The organism is Plesiomonas shigelloides (assembly GCF_900087055.1).
Taxonomy (GTDB): Bacteria; Pseudomonadota; Gammaproteobacteria; order Enterobacterales; family CAMTGL01; genus Plesiomonas; species Plesiomonas shigelloides.
Map to the genome: position 1 here is coordinate 1819055 of NZ_LT575468.1, position 15862 is coordinate 1834916.

Consider the following 15862-nt stretch of genomic DNA (forward strand, 5'->3'; position numbering starts at 1 on the left):
GGATTTTTTACTCAGACAAGGGTGATCTGCTTCACGATACGCAACAAGGCGCAATGGTGGTGGATGGTGCACATGCCTGCTCAATTTGACCGAGCAGTTGCCGCGCAGCTTGCTCGCCCGCACCTTTGTAGCCCAAATCAATGCTCAAGGCGTTCGGGAACAAAAATGTGAGCATGCGATTATTGCCAAGGCCGGTAACTTTGACATCGCTACGGCCTTGTTCTTGCAGGTATTTTGCTGCGCCTAATGCCAAGGTGTCACTGGCGCAGACCAGAGCTTGTGTGCTGGCCGTCAGTAATTGCGCAGCCAGCCGATAGCCACTTTGTAAACTAAGATCACCGAGTGCGTAGCGCGCTGAAATGCCGCTCTGCTGACAATAGGCTAAGTACGCATCCAAACGGCGCTGACCGGTGGTCAAATCCGCCGTATCTACGCCAAGATAGGCGATGTCATGTATTCCACTGCTAACCAACTGGTTCAACATGGCGGTAACCGCGCCGGTATCATCAAAACAGACCGATGAGAACCCCGCCGCCTCTCGCGCCACCAGCACCAGCTTATGTTGGAAAGGTTGCAGCGCCGCATAATCCAGATCGTTAAAGGCAAACAGGATGATGCCGTCCACCCCACGCCGCTCGAGTACCGCCAAGTGCTCCAGAACTTTATCTGGCGCAAACATACTTTCCATCAACACGGCGTCATAGCCACGAGCATACAGCACCTCCAACATGCCGCGAACGGCTTGGTTTTCAGAGCCGGAATCCAGACGGGAAACAATGATGCCAATCACTTTCTGGCTTTGGCTACGCATGGCCTGAGCGGGTTTGCTTGGCACAAACCCGTGCTCAGCAATCACCTGTTCAACCCGTTCACGCGTCGCTGGCTTTACCAGAGGATCTTGATTGATCACCCGAGAAACCGTCGATTTGCTAACGCCACTCAGACGGGCAATATCAAGGATGGTCAGTTTTTTATCCATTGTCAGATTCAGCAATTCATAAAAGGCCAGTGATGCGATTATAGGGATGCGCGAGGACCAGTGTCAAAATAGCCCCCCGCCAGCCCCCTCACGAATTACCAATGGTTGAGACTCGCCGCTCAGACTCGCCGCCAGCCTAAACAGACGGCTGATAGGTTGAATAGTAAATATCTACCTTGATTGGATGCGAATCACCCTTGTTATTGAGCGCCTGCACCACGGTGGTAAACGTGTTGTGTGCACCAAAGCGAGCAATCAGCTGCTGGTAACGTCGCGATGAAGAAAAAAGCACATGCGCCAACTGCTCTGAAGTCATCTCGAGCGTCAGCTGCTCTTGGCGCACCTTGGTTTCATGTAATTGCACGCAACCATGAAAATTGATCGCATGATCGTAATTAGAAGGAACCGGCGTCTCCAAGATGCCAAGCGATACCATCACATCACGTAATAACACCTCAAAGTCATACACCACTATCGTGGCATTGGGCCGACATACGCGAACTAATTCTTGTACCAACGCCGATGATTTAGCGTAGGACAAAGAGCCAGCAAAACTCACGATATCTACACATCCATCAGGTAACGCAATATCTTCGCCCGTTCCTTGCAGATAGGTGATCCCCACCGACTCTGGGGCTTGTTCTAACATTGCTGCACTCGGATCGATACCGAAGGCTTGCACGCAATAAGACTTTAATGCCTGAGTGGAAAGACCGGTACCACAACCGATATCTACCCCACACGCCACCTTATGAGCTGCATAATCTGCGGGTAAGGCCGCAGCTAAGATCTGTTGATGTAATGGCGGACGGTATGCCGCATAGTGTAAAGACACCTCGTTATCGTACTGTTCGCTCACAATAATTCCCTGATATTGATGCCGACCACGCAGGTCTAATTCCGGTTATTGTCATCTCTATTATCTTTCACTGCCAGCAATAAAATTGTCTTCGCTGGCAAGCAAGGCTATACCATCAGCAATCTTGCAAGGCGTGATCGGGCGCAACAAAGCGTCATATTGCTAGGCGTAGTATCAAGATTATGTATTCAATCAGCATGTCGCACATATGATGAAAATACCGTTTATCTTGACCGCATTGACCTTCACTCAGCCTGCTCTTGCTCACCATGGCGATCATTTGCCGCATCAGATCCCCTGCTCCGCTGAACAATATCCCCCTGTGCGCTGTAGAAATACCGTGCCCGACAATCAAAATATTCAGCCTAACTGCCGCCCAAATACGCCCTGTTTGCCACGGTGGCACAACACCAAGCAACACGTGAATGATGACAAATATTATCGCCACCACAGCCGCATGATGAATTATCACGACGCAGAATTCTCCGATATTCATGAGCAATATCACGCTGACTATCATGACGACAGTATCAATCCTACTGACTCCTCTGCGAAATCAGGTTAATACGCGCAGAATGGATATGACGTCGTATTTGAAATCAGTTATGGAATGAATAATAGAATGGTTCAGTTTCACCGTATATTTCGGAGGAATGTGCATGGCCGGACTGTTTTTTATTGTCAGTATCCTGCTCATGGTGCTCGGTTTTGCATGCAATTTTTGGCTAGGATGCCTTAGTCTGGTGCTCGTTTGGTATGCCAGTACACGTAAAGGTAGCGGAGACTTTCGTTGTGCTCTGCGGTGTATATTGCCCTTGATCATCACTGCCGTGATCGTTTTTCTATGTTCATTATATGAATGAACATAGAAAATGGGCGTAATAAATACGCCCAATACAAAAACAATACTTAGCTATTCTTGTTGAGTAACTCGGTTGCGAAGTAACACGAACATCACTCTCGCAGTTCTCTTTTTATCTCACCCCAACGCTGTATTCTTGTTAGCATCAAAGGGATAGACGCCACCTTATTTCGCCATTTCTGCTGCTGATTACTATCCAGCTTGTTATACATGCTAATAATAATATCAGTACGTCTTTCTAAACGTGCTAATGTCTTTGCGCGGTTATAGTTTTTATCGGTTAAAAACCGACGACGCTCTTTCACCCACCCTTCTATCTGGGCTTTCAAGCGAGTTTCGGTATCATTAACCACAAACAACGTCAACGCCGCCACGCTGATCAGTAATACGGCAGCAATAACAAAAACAAACGTCACATAACTTTCGAAATAACCATCACTAGGCACATAGTTTTTACTGTTTGAGTTAACCATGACCGCAGTGGCAAATGCCATGAAAGAGATGGCCTTCATCTGATATTTGCCGTACATTAAGAATGCAAGTGGGAAAAAGATCATCACCATTCCCAGCCAAAATGCCTCAGCATTATGCAAGTTTGGCAGCAAGAAGATGAATATCGGAAATGCGTATACGGTACCAACAGAAAATCCGATCGCATAGCTTTTAGGTGACATTCGCTCACCGTACTGACAGCTCACTAACAACACCGCGGTCAATAACATGACCACGCCGCCCCCCGGCCAACCATGACGCCACAACACCATCGCGGTAATAGAGCTGATGAAAAATAAGAATGAGCTTGTGAGTGGAGAATCCGTCCCCGCACTAAACATCCTATTCTGCCATTGCCATCTAAAACGACTCATCTCTGAGGTTGTCATGTCTTTTCTGACTAGCTCATCAAAGTCGTCTTCAATTAAACGGATCAGTGACCCATAACGACCATGTGCTTCTACCCCTAAACGCGGCAACTCTTGATGATCTTTTACCGCAATGAGGGAATTAATTACCCACTCTTTGACCGGCGCAGTTAAAGCATGCTGCATTTTTAAGGAATACAAATGACGACCTAGCTTCTCTAACGCATACACTCGATTAATCACGTTAAAATCACGCGAGTAGACCGCACGGTAATCGCTGTAATTGGAGGATAACATGGTTCGAAAAGCTGAAATTTTCTGTACGAACGCTAAAAAAACATCTACCGGATCGCCATCATCTTTATCCAAGATATCTTTTAAATTGCTCAATAGCCCATGATACTGCTTTTGCAGCGACTCAATATACTCCAATGGCCACAACGCACTAAATACAAATATAATAGTCGAACCAATAAATACACAGCCTACCCTATCAAATAAGACCGGAAATGCTTTATCTGGCTGAGACACCGACGCACTGAATACAATCACAAAACCGATGATAATCCAACGCCACATGTCCTTATAGAGAAAATTGGTCAAACTGATATAGGTGCACACACCGCCAAACAGTGCAGCCGCAAGCATAATGGTCACCGGATCTTCCGCTAACCACCACACCATAAAAAATGCCGCAACACCACCTGCAAAGTTACCGACGATCCGTTGCCACCACTTAGCCTGAATCTCACCAATAGTGCCGAGTGATACCACTAAGACACTGGTAATTGCCCATCCTGGCGAATGCATGCCTAACCGAATCGCTATATAAAATGATAATAATATAGCAATGGTTAAACGGGTGGCCTTCAAAATCTGCAATAGCATAACATCTATCCTTATTTAAGGATTTTTACTGTTGCACTCTGACCAGGAATGAAATGAGACATATCACTTTCCGAATCAAGATGAATATTCACCGGGATATTTTCAGCTAAGCGAACCCAGTCAAATACTTGTGGAAGCTGAGAGATTAACCCTGGGTTAGGTAGTTCTTTTGAATTTATCGCCGCACCAACGCTAGATACATGGCCTTTATATCCTACACCGGTATCTGACATTAAATAGACTTCGGCTTTATCACCAACGCGAATACCATCAATAACAGTTTCAGGGAATGCACCTTCAACCCACATATTCTGAGTATCCACTTCAGCTAAAACGGCGCTACCGGGATGAACGTAGTCACCTTGATTCAGGTTCACGGTCGCAATCTTGCCGTTCACAGAGGCATAAACATTAGTTCGAGACAAATCTAGTTCAGCTTTCGCTAACTTCGCTTTTGCCGCCATCAACTGAGCATTCTCTGCCCCTAAGGCTCCGCGTCGAGCAATCGCTTGTTGTAACTGAGCCTGCGCAGTTGCAACATTACCGCGACTTACGTTTAAATCTGTTTCTGATTGTTGGAAATCATTCGTCGACACAAAGCTATTTTGTTTTAAATTTTTAATTCTATTAAAGTTAGACTGCGCATAACTATACTTATCTTGCGCATTTTTCAACGTAGCTTTAGCCGAAATAATTGCAGCATCTTGCTCCAACAATTGTTGTTCTACATTAGCCAAATTTGCTTTCGCAGTTTGTACCTCAAGCAGATAATCACTATTATCGATTGAAAATAGCAACTCCCCTTTCTTTACTTGCTGATTGTGTTTAACATTAACTGAAGTGACTACACCACTGACTTGTGGTGCCACGTCAATAATATTAGCCCTTACAACACCATGACGCGTACTCAGTTGATGATTGTACTTATAAATGCCAAAAATCACGATCAAAGATGAAAATATAGCAAATAAAACTGTCCGCGAGGCTTTACTCTTAAACATTTTTACCTCTCAAAAAGATAATGTCACGACAGTCAAGATTGAATACACTGCAGCTGCATATAGCCATATAATCAATCGAGGATGCCAAAAATAATCCAGCAGTTTATATTTAGCCGCAACTCTAATTGATATCTGCGTTATAAAAAAACAGAGTACCCCAAGCACAACTAGCTTAGGGATAAACATATTCAAAACGATTACATCATTAAACAGGGACATTCAGCATTCCACTTGACCAATGCAACATCATTGACTATACGTGTTTAGTATAGCCTGACTTTTTACGATTCGATTATTTTTAATCTGGTTTTAATGCTTTGCAACAATTTCCATGCCAGAATCGCTTTCTGACAAAGAAATAATCACGCAGTGAAATAACTTCCACACATATTCAGAGAGATGGATCACATAAGACCATATCGATAGCTACAATTTCCCTATTAAATGCCAACGAGAATGTTGCAATCGCTATAGATAGAATTTGAGACATTTCATGTGCTGAAACTAAAGTGCCATACATGAAAGCGCTATGCATGACGGCACATAACCATGTATTTTCCTCCTCACCGCATCAAAGAATGACAGTGCGACATGAAAATACTGTTCTCAATCTAGTTACGCGCTAAATATGAAAATCCATGCTCGCAAAGTGCCTCTTCCATAAGAGCTATCACTGCACGCGAAGTACTGGCAGGGATTAATTCTGAGCATTGTGCGTTGTTTTGTACTAATGCAGAGACGTGCTCTATTTCATAGGCAAAGCCACCGCCTAGCATAGGGGCTTCAATCGTGAATTCTTTCCCCTGATAACAAATTTCAATGTGGCACGGATTCCACCATTTTTCGTGGATCACAATGTGCACATCGGGCCCCTTCAGTACAGCCTCACGGGGTAAATGACGCGTTATTGAGGCGCACAGCGTTCCGGATAGCGTGGCATGTTGCGCACCGGCAAAATGAAACATCACATTTTCATCCACCTCAGAGGTCGGATTATCACGGGAAATTGTCACCACCGGTTTGATCAGCGTTTTTTGCATCAATTGGCATAAATCGGCGTATAACCACAAGGCATACACGCCCACATCTAACGTTGCCCCGCCACTGAGCGCTGGATTGAATAACGGTTGCTGCGGGTCAAATTCATGGTAATTGCCAAACGAGGCTTCTATCGACGTCAGGGTAATGTGGTTGTCATGGATAAAACGCCGCAATGCCTGATAAGCCGGAAACGTCACCGTTTTCATCGCTTCCACCAGCAGCAATCCCTGACGCTGTGCTAGCGCCGACATCTCATCCCAATCTTCGGTATTGGTAAATGCCGGTTTCTCAACTAGCACATGCTTGCCGTGCGCTAAATATAACGCGACCAGACTTTTATGCAGCGGATGGATAGTCGCCACATATACCACATCAATCTCCGGATCTTGGGCTAATGCAGTATAAGTACCGTAACTTTTCGGGCTTTGGTATTGCTCTGCAAACGCGGAGGCACGCTCTAGGTCACGTGCGGCAACGGCATGTAATTCCCCGAGGGTGACATTGTGCGTTAAATCTTTAGCAAAACGATGCGCAATTTTGCCTAATCCCGCAATTCCCCAGCGCACTTTTCTGACGACGTTCCTTACTGTCATAACTCTTCCTAAGCGGTCTTAGTCCTAAGCGGTATTAGCCATTTTTTAGCACATGCGAGCATATGCAACAGCCGCGCATAGTACGCGTTTATGGCCGAGCGGTACTGTAACAGACCTCTCACTCTTATGCTTTTGCGCAGACTTTTTAATGACATAGTGAGTCTTTTTGCCACCCATAGCCCGTCATCGCAGTAAAAAAAACGCCACCAGAAATTTCTGATGGCGAATATTACCCGTACATGCGGAATGAGTTACATGCGTTTTCTGAAGATGACTTTTTCCAGCTCAACCAAGAAGAAGATGCCCAAGGCCAAAATGGCACTGATCACCCACTGGCCAAAGCTTAATGGGTAACTACCAAACCAGCGGTTCATAAACGGTAAATACACATACGCCAGTTGCAGCAGTAATAAAATGCCCACCATCAACCACGCAACTTTGTTATTAAATAGCCGTTCAAAACTTAAGCTAGAAACATTGATGTAGCGGCTATTAAACAAATAGAAGGTTTGCGCTAATACCAGCACGTTGAGAGCCATGGTTTTTGCCAGCGCATCACTTTTCCCTGCCGACAATTCAAACGCAAATACGCACATGGTCAACACACCAATCAGCGTAGAAACGATGGCGACGCGCAATAAAAATGCCGCACTGATAATCGACGAGCTAGCTTTACGTGGCGGACGACTCATTACATTTGGCTCACTGGGTTCAAACGCCAGTGCCAGCGCCAATGTCACAGCAACCACCATGTTCACCCACAAAATTTGTACGGCCGTGAGCGGCAAAGTCAGCCCCAACAAGACCGAGCACAACATAACAAAGCCTTGCGCACCGTTAGTAGGCAGGATGAAGAGCAATGATTTCTGGATATTATCGTAAATCGTCCGCCCTTCTTCGATCGCTTTTTCGATAGAAGAGAAGTTATCATCGGCCAGCACAATATCAGCCGCATCTTTGGTCGCTTCCGTGCCCTTGATGCCCATTGCGATCCCGACATCGGCCCGTTTTAACGCTGGCGCATCGTTCACGCCATCCCCAGTCATCGCCACTACCTCGCCCTGCGCTTGCAATGCCATCACCAGACGCAATTTATGCTCAGGGCTGGTGCGAGCAAAGATATCGCAGCGCTTGGCTAAACGTTGTAGCTCTTCATCATTCGCAACTTCCAACTGCTCGCCAGTCACAACTTCAATCGTGTCGGCAGCGCCAATACCCATCGCAACACCAATCGCTTTGGCCGTATCAGCGTGATCACCGGTGATCATCTTGACCCGGATCCCCGCTTTGTGACATTCATGAATGGCGGTAATTGCCTCTGGACGTGGCGGGTCAACAATACCAATTAAGCCGACAAAAACCATATCCTGCTCAAGGTCACTGATTTCTAATGTCTCTTTGCTCAGTGGCACGGCACGCATTGCCGCCGCCAAGACCCGTAACCCTTGACTGCCCAAGGCTTCAACTTGCGCATTCCAAAATGCGGCATCGATAGGCTCTGTCACTCCATTCTCGTTGAGCTCAAACTGACAGCGGGCAATCAAGCGATCTGGCGCACCTTTGAGGTAAATCTTGCGCTCTTTGGCTGGCGAATCACTGAGTGTCGCCATGAATTTATTGGCTGATTCAAAGGGAATTGCCGCTATGCGCTCATACGGCGCGGCATCAAAGCTACCTTTATTACCAAGTACGCGTAGCGCAGCTTCAGTCGGCTCACCAATGATCCGCCACTCATCATTCTCTTTAACCACGTGAGTATCATTTGCCACCGTCACCACTTCCAGCAACGCAGACAAGCCAGTTCGATCTGTTGCATTGAGGTTATTCCCATCTAAGGTGATCGCCCCTTCCGATTGGTAACCATCCCCACTCACATCATACTGACCGCAACGTGTTACCACTTTTTGCGCGGTCATTTCATTGCGGGTTAAGGTGCCGGTTTTATCCGAGCAAATGACGGTGACCGAACCTAAGGTCTCTACCGCGGTCAGCTTACGGGTTATCGCATTGCGCTGCGCCATCCGCTGCACACCAATGGCCAGCGTAATGGTCAAAATGGCAGGCAGACCTTCAGGGATTGCGGCGACCGCAAAGCCAATTGCCGCCATGAACACGTCAACCAACTCTTGGCCATGGAACAGCACACCAATCAGCAGCATCAACACCAACATGGCAACCACAACCCACGCCAACGCTCGGCTGAAGCGGTCCATCTGCTTCGTCAGTGGCGTATCCAGCGCTTCAACTTCACTGATCATCCGGCTGATTTGTCCGATCTCAGTGTGAGCACCAGTGGCGGTGACCACCCCAATACCGCGCCCGGCTGACACAATCGAACCGGAATAGGCCATGCAATTACGATCCCCCAGTGGGGCGTCCGCCGCTAAAGCCTCAATATCTTTATCTGCTGGGACAGACTCACCGGTCAGTGCTGATTCTTCAATTCGCAGCCCGGTCGCTTCAAACAGACGCAGATCGGCTGGCACGCGGTCACCCGAGCGCAATCGGACAATATCGCCCACCACCAGCTCATCGGCATTGATTTCATCCCAGGCATTGTCGCGTAAAACTTGCGCTCGTGAAGAGAGCATTTTGCGAATACCAGCCAGCGCCGTTTCCGCTTTGCCCTCTTGCACAAAGCCGACAATCGCGTTCAGTACCACCACCCCGACAATGACCCAAGTATCAACCCAGTGGCCGAGAAATGCGGTAGCCGCTGCTGCGGCGAGCAGGATGTACACCAGCATATTCTTGAAGTGATTGATAAAACGAATGAAAACCGATTCTCGCTCCGGCTCAGGCAACCGGTTCGGCCCGTATTTACTGAGCCGCTGCTGAGCCTCAGTGCTGCTCAACCCCTGTTCCGTGGTTTCAAATGTTGTGAGAGCTTGAGAGACATCAAGGGAATGGGGGTGAGATAACTCTTTGTTATTCATCATTAGTTAACCTCAGACAGCCTATTTTTATCAGGATACGTGAACGGATTGCCCCTACAGGGGGGATATTTCAAACGCTTAATCCTCATGCAACAAAATGTAGCATAAGCCTGTGATTTTGCTGGTTCCTCAGGTTAACCTTGTGAATATCGTCACCTATGCAAATGCCAGCATAAAAGCTGGGTCACGAAATTCCTCTCTAGCATGCAATGCGCCCTTTCATCCATTTTTATCTGCGAATATTCTAATTAATTAAATGCTGAACAATATTGACTCAGCTATATCTACTTAGCTATATCCACTTAGTTATGCCGTCACCTCATCACAAATAACCGCTCGCGTTCGCCCTTGACTGCTGTAATTGGTTTCCTCGAGGTCACGATCACAATAAAACAATTTGTTACTTTATCGTATCGAAAAGAGGCGCTTTACTTTCAGAGAGATATACGTGGAATATTCGTTCAGCCACCCAATATCGAATAGTGGTTCAATGTCTCAAAATAGCCAGACTCGTATTTTATAACTGCAAAAAAAGTATAGTTCGCAACGGTTTGCTGCGTTATTCCCTCTTGCAATCTTGCTTATTTTATATACACTCCGCGCCTCATGATGCATAAGACATCAAGTAATAAAATTAACATTTACAGACAGAGTCTCGCTTGCCATGAATAACAATCCACTTTCCGCAGCCGAATACAGCCGCTTGCTTGATCACCGAATGCACAACAAAAAGCTGAAAACCATCGCCTTTCTAGAAAAACAAGAGAAGACCGTCAATACGGTGGCAGGATTTACGCTGATAGGCATCATCGGGATCTGTGATTTCCTGATGGGCTACGAAATTGCCTTTTCATTATTCTATGTTCTGCCTATCGCGTTTTTACTGTGGTTTACGGGGAAAAAAGCCGGTCTTATCGCTTCATTTGTCAGTGCGATTGTTTGGTTGCTGGCTGATAAAGCCTCTGGGCATGTCTATTCCTCTATGATTATTCCGCTGTGGAATACGGTGATTCGGTTATCTTTTTTTATTATTATTGTTTTACTGCTCTCTGCGCTGCGTAGTTCTATTCAACGTGAAAAGACATTGGCACGAATGGATAACTTAACTGGCGCGATTAATTCCCGCTATTTCTACCTTCTAGTCGAGCGCGAATTAGACCGATTCCATCGTTATGGTAATCCATTCAGTCTGGTTTATATTGATTTGGATAATTTCAAAGCGATTAATGATTGCTCCGGTCATGCCGGAGGAGATGAAACACTAAAAAGCGTGGTGGCATTTATCCAAACACATTTACGACGTACTGATATTGTGGCACGCCTAGGCGGCGATGAATTTGCCTTAATGCTACCGGAAACCAATCTCGACATGGCGCAAAGCGTTTGTACCAAACTCCAGAGCGGCTTATTGGCCGAAATGCAGCAGCACGGCTGGCCCGTTACTTTCAGCATGGGAGTCTTAACCTGTCAAGATTCTGCCAAACCACAAAGTGTCGATGAATTAGTGCAACGTGCCGATGAGTTGATGTACACGGTTAAGCATACAGGCAAAAACGGTATTTTATATGAGCGATATATGTGCGCGCCAAAATCCCCCACTTCGCACACCACCGATTCGGATACTGCGTAACCCGCTGCCATTTATGGCTGACTAAAAGCGAATAGCGATTGATGTATTGCGCTACCGCCAATGAACCACGCCCCATTAAGCGACTATTGGTCATCATTGCGTTATGGACAAGCACGCTATACTTAACGCGAATGTGGTAGCGCTCACTTATTTTGCAACGATACGAAATCGCATAATTTGCGTCGCGTCATCTGCACATAACACCGCCCGCTACTACACCCGCTACTACAGACAGATAGTTAGTGGTTAGTTCATCTATAAAGACAACTTGTCTTATAAATGTGGGGTGAATATGTCTGATTCAAATCAAAAACGTACAGTGAAAGCCCCCAGCTATGCGGATGCACTCATTCCTGTATTCACCCTGATCATCTTGGTTGGCACGTCAGTATCCCTGTTTGGCTTAAATGCCGTACAAGGCCCGTTACAAGTCGCGATTATTGTCAGTACCATGATCACGGCCCTCATCATCCTGAAAAATGGCTATACGTGGGATGATGTCGCCGAATCAAGCCGCAAAGGAATATCCTCGGTTTCTGGTGCCATCTTTATTTTATTCTCCGTAGGCGCACTGATCGGCACGTGGAATATGTCGGGCACCATTCCTACCATGGTGTACTACGGGATTATCATGATCTCACCGAATTGGTTCTATCCGATCGCCTTTTTAGTCTGTATTTGCGTCTCACTCAGTATTGGCAGTTCGTGGACCACCGCAGGCACCATTGGTGTCGGGTTGATTGGTTTAGCCACTATGCTTGGCTTATCACCGGAAATAACCGCTGGCGCCGTCATCTCCGGTGCCTACGTGGGCGACAAAGCCTCTCCGTTATCCGAAAGTACCGTGCTAGCCGCCCAGCTTAATGGCGTTGATCTGTACAAACATATTCGCAATCAACTCTGGTCTACCGTGCCTTCCGCGCTGATTGCGTTGATCGTTTTTATTGTTTTGGGGATCAGCCAACACAGCGGCTACGACAGCACCATTACCAACAATGAACTGACTCGTTTTGATGAGTTATTCAATATTACGCCGTGGAATTTGTTGCCGTTGGTCTTTTTGCTTGGCTTGTCGCTGTTTAAGGTGCCAGCTCCACTTGCCATTATTTGCTCAGCTATCTTAGCTGGTGTCATGACAGCGTTTATGCAGCCACAAGCCATTGCCCGTTTTATTACCGAATCTGATGCATCCTCCTTCCTATTAGCGATTAAAGCGACTTGGACTGCAATGGCATCGGGCTTCCAAGAAAACTCAGGGATGGGGCAAATAGATGCCTTGCTCTCGCGTGGCGGAATGGACAGCATGCTGCTCACCATTTGGCTGATTATTGGCGCATCAAGTTTTGGTACGATGGTTGACGATTTTGGCCTGCTAAATAAATTGGTCGAGCCATTATTATTGCGAGCAAAAAGCATTGGCAGTCTTTTTGCCTCGGTAGTTGCCACCGCGATAGGCCTGAACATTACCGCCGGCGATCAATATATCGCGCTATTACTGCCGACACGGATTTATCGCAATGAGTTTGCCAAACGCAATTTAGCGCCAGAAAACTTATCCCGTATCGTCTCCGATGCCGGTATTGTCACCTCGCCCCTGATCCCATGGAATTCATGTGGTGCCTATATGGCGGCAGTATTGGGGGTGTATACCATGTCGTATATGCCATTTGCGGTATTTAATATCGCCGCCCCCATCATCACGCTCTTATTGGGGATCACGGGCTTCAAAATTAGACGTCTGGTTGTAAATGCAGCCAATACCGAATCGTTAACTACAGAGTCGTTAAGCTCTGATAACTCAGATACCACGAAAAGTAAATCGGACAATCAATCGACCTAAACGCTAATCGGTCGGAAAAATACGCATGCATTCATATCGGCAATATAGCGATGTTAAATCGGTGATGAGAGCGATATGGGTGATGGCACGAGAATTAACACAGGCATTATGACCCTCTGACAAAGGCAGGTTCTATTATGTCAGCAAAGAAAAACACTCCGCGTAAATTTGGTGTGCATTCAGAAGTCGGCAAGCTGCACAAAGTCATGGTGTGCGCCCCGGGAAAGGCGCATAACCGCCTAACCCCCAGTAATTGTGACCAACTGCTGTTTGATGATGTCCTGTGGGTTGAAAGAGCCAAACGCGACCATTTCGATTTCATGACCAAAATGCGTGAGCAAGGGGTCGATGTTGTTGAAATGCATAATCTACTGGCAGAAACACTGGCATTACCCGAAGCAAAAAAATGGATTTTGGATCAACAAATCATTCCCAATGAAGTCTCTCTCGGGATTATTAATGAAACGCGCAGTTTTCTGGATGGTTTAGCCCCCAGAGCCTTAGCCGAAGTGTTGATTGGCGGCTTATCGACCAGTGAATTAGCGAACGAAGGCTATGCGGATCTGGAGGAGTTGAAATTAATCCGTGAAGCAGTCGGCATTACCGAGTACCTATTGCCGCCACTGCCCAACACCCTTTATACCCGTGACACCACCTGCTGGATTTATGGCGGGGTAACACTCAACCCGCTCTATTGGCCAGCGCGCCACGAAGAAACCGTATTGACCACAGCGATTTATAAATTCCATCCCGACTTTCCTAACGAAGAGATCAATTTCTGGTGGGGCGATCCGACCGTACATCACGGCACCGCGACGCTGGAAGGCGGTGATGTGATGCCGATTGGAAATAAAACCGTGCTGATAGGCATGAGTGAGCGCACCTCACATCAAGCCATCACGCAATTAGCCGCGGCGCTGTTTGCCAACAAAAACTCCGGCGTTGAACGCGTGATGATTGCCGCCATGCCCAAACTGCGTGCTGCCATGCATCTGGATACGGTATTTACCTTCTGCGATCGTGATGTCGTCACGCTGTACCCTGCTATCGTCAACCAAATTAAAACCTTCTCATTGCGTCCTTCTGATGGCCCCACCGGCATGAAGCTTAAGCGTGATAAAGGCACCTTTGTCGAGGCCGTCGCCGCGGCCTTGAATCTGAAAAAATTGCGTGTCGTTGAAACCGAAGGAAATGATTACGATACCGAACGCCAGCAATGGGACAGTGGTAACAATGTGGTCGCCCTCGCCCCTGGGGTCGTAATGGCTTACGATCGTAATACCAAAACCAATACTCAATTACGCAAACAAGGCGTTGAAGTGATTGAAATTGTCGGCAGTGAACTTGGTCGCGGTCGCGGCGGTGGTCACTGTATGACCTGCCCAATCATTCGTGATGCCGTTGATTATTAGCTTTGCGTTTAACTGTGTTGATCGCCTTGAGTGGCATAGTGATAGATAGTGATTGATAGTGATAACCACGACAGTGAATAGCCAACAGCACGCAAATAAAAGCAGCAAGCCCAGCAGGTGAATACCCACTGGGCTTGTTAATTTTAAACACTCACTTCAGAACTCGATTATTCAGACATTAACCGAGCGTTTTTCATCAGCATGAAAAGCAATGCCATTACAGGATATTGCTGATTGCATTCGCCAATTCTTTTTCTAAAACTGGCTTAGCTTCTTCAAACTTCAAATTCACCTTATTGGCATTGGAGATCACGCGTGTTTGGTATTTTTGCTTATGTTCTTCCTTTGCACTGGTTTGGACTTTGTAGCCAGAAGTCCCTTGTGTCAGCGCCGCGACATCATTGGTCATAACTTTACCATTAGTTCGCTCAGTGATCTGAACATCAGTGACCATGGTATAGTTAATATCTTCCACCAAGGTATCGGCCGCTAAACCAATAACACCGGCAGCCAAACCTACCCCTAACGTGGTACCCGCTGAATTAGAATTATAAGCGGCGATACTCGAGCCTAATGCTGCGCCAGTAATTGCGCCTTGATAACCTTGGCCTAACAGACCATTGGCTTCACGCAAGTCCATTTTATCAGCTTTCAATACGTTTGCTTGAATCCAATAATTCGCTTTTTCAGGATCCGCAACAACGGTATACTCTTTGGCACGAATATCTGTACTGATCAATTCTTGCAGGGAGCTCATATCTTTATTTGAGGTATTTTTTACCTGCAAATACACTGTCCGTTGCGAAGAAGGCTCCAGCCATATTGTCTCACTCATTTGAGTGTTTACTTCGAGATTACGTTTCTTTATTGCGGTATGCATTGCACCACAACCGGTCAAAGAAAATACGCACACTAACGCAGCAGCAAAAACTACTTTTTTATTAAAAATACTCATTTTAGT

The 15862-nt window shown here is 46.6% G+C and carries 12 protein-coding genes; 3 read left to right on the forward strand and 9 right to left on the reverse strand.

The annotated features are described in order from the left end of the window. Nucleotides 1-31: 31 nt before the first annotated feature. The 8 genes from treR to NCTC9997_RS08015 all read right to left on the reverse strand — a co-directional run bounded on the left by treR (nucleotide 32) and on the right by NCTC9997_RS08015 (nucleotide 9938). The gene (gene treR / locus NCTC9997_RS07980) at nucleotides 32-979 is read right to left on the reverse strand and encodes a trehalose operon repressor TreR (protein WP_064977787.1); all 948 of its coding nucleotides are present in this window, start codon (nucleotides 977-979) and stop codon (nucleotides 32-34) included. A gap of 136 nt (nucleotides 980-1115) precedes the next feature. Beyond that, on the reverse strand, nucleotides 1116-1838 hold the full coding sequence (locus tag NCTC9997_RS07985) for a class I SAM-dependent methyltransferase (RefSeq protein ID WP_064977788.1): 723 nt from the start codon (nucleotides 1836-1838) through the stop codon (nucleotides 1116-1118). A 154-nt stretch (nucleotides 1839-1992) separates the two neighbouring features. Further along, on the reverse strand, nucleotides 1993-2334 hold the full coding sequence (locus NCTC9997_RS07990) for a hypothetical protein (protein WP_156669256.1): 342 nt from the start codon (nucleotides 2332-2334) through the stop codon (nucleotides 1993-1995). A gap of 458 nt (nucleotides 2335-2792) precedes the next feature. Next, nucleotides 2793-4448 carry an FUSC family protein gene (locus NCTC9997_RS07995; RefSeq protein ID WP_064977790.1) on the reverse strand — a complete coding sequence of 552 codons (1656 nt, stop codon included), beginning with the start codon at nucleotides 4446-4448 and terminating at the stop codon, nucleotides 2793-2795. Nucleotides 4449-4459: 11 nt separating this feature from the next. Next, nucleotides 4460-5449 (reverse strand): HlyD family secretion protein, encoded by a 990-nt coding sequence (locus NCTC9997_RS08000; protein WP_064977791.1) that lies wholly within the window; start codon nucleotides 5447-5449, stop codon nucleotides 4460-4462. Between the two features lie 9 nt (nucleotides 5450-5458). Continuing rightward, on the reverse strand, nucleotides 5459-5668 hold the full coding sequence (locus tag NCTC9997_RS15490) for a DUF1656 domain-containing protein (RefSeq protein WP_071596476.1): 210 nt from the start codon (nucleotides 5666-5668) through the stop codon (nucleotides 5459-5461). A 392-nt stretch (nucleotides 5669-6060) separates the two neighbouring features. Then, a complete protein-coding gene (locus NCTC9997_RS08010) occupies nucleotides 6061-7083 on the reverse strand; it encodes a Gfo/Idh/MocA family protein (RefSeq protein WP_064977792.1) in 1023 nt (340 codons plus the stop codon). A 251-nt stretch (nucleotides 7084-7334) separates the two neighbouring features. After that, nucleotides 7335-9938 (reverse strand): cation-transporting P-type ATPase, encoded by a 2604-nt coding sequence (locus NCTC9997_RS08015; RefSeq protein ID WP_230405832.1) that lies wholly within the window; start codon nucleotides 9936-9938, stop codon nucleotides 7335-7337. Nucleotides 9939-10683: 745 nt separating this feature from the next. On the opposite strand from NCTC9997_RS08015, the gene NCTC9997_RS08020 reads away from it, so the two are divergent. The 3 genes from NCTC9997_RS08020 (at nucleotide 10684) to arcA (ending at nucleotide 14901) form a co-directional block, all read left to right on the forward strand. Then, the gene (locus NCTC9997_RS08020; RefSeq protein ID WP_082935518.1) at nucleotides 10684-11649 is read left to right on the forward strand and encodes a GGDEF domain-containing protein; all 966 of its coding nucleotides are present in this window, start codon (nucleotides 10684-10686) and stop codon (nucleotides 11647-11649) included. A 292-nt stretch (nucleotides 11650-11941) separates the two neighbouring features. Then, nucleotides 11942-13489 (forward strand): Na+/H+ antiporter NhaC, encoded by a 1548-nt coding sequence (gene nhaC / locus NCTC9997_RS08025; protein WP_082935519.1) that lies wholly within the window; start codon nucleotides 11942-11944, stop codon nucleotides 13487-13489. A gap of 137 nt (nucleotides 13490-13626) precedes the next feature. Beyond that, nucleotides 13627-14901, forward strand: coding sequence for an arginine deiminase (gene arcA, locus NCTC9997_RS08030; RefSeq protein ID WP_064977793.1), 1275 nt, complete (start codon nucleotides 13627-13629; stop codon nucleotides 14899-14901). Between the two features lie 217 nt (nucleotides 14902-15118). Here the strand turns inward: arcA and traT are convergent, their stop codons facing one another. Continuing rightward, a complete protein-coding gene (gene traT, locus NCTC9997_RS08035) occupies nucleotides 15119-15856 on the reverse strand; it encodes a complement resistance protein TraT (protein ID WP_064977794.1) in 738 nt (245 codons plus the stop codon). Nucleotides 15857-15862 lie beyond the last annotated feature (6 nt).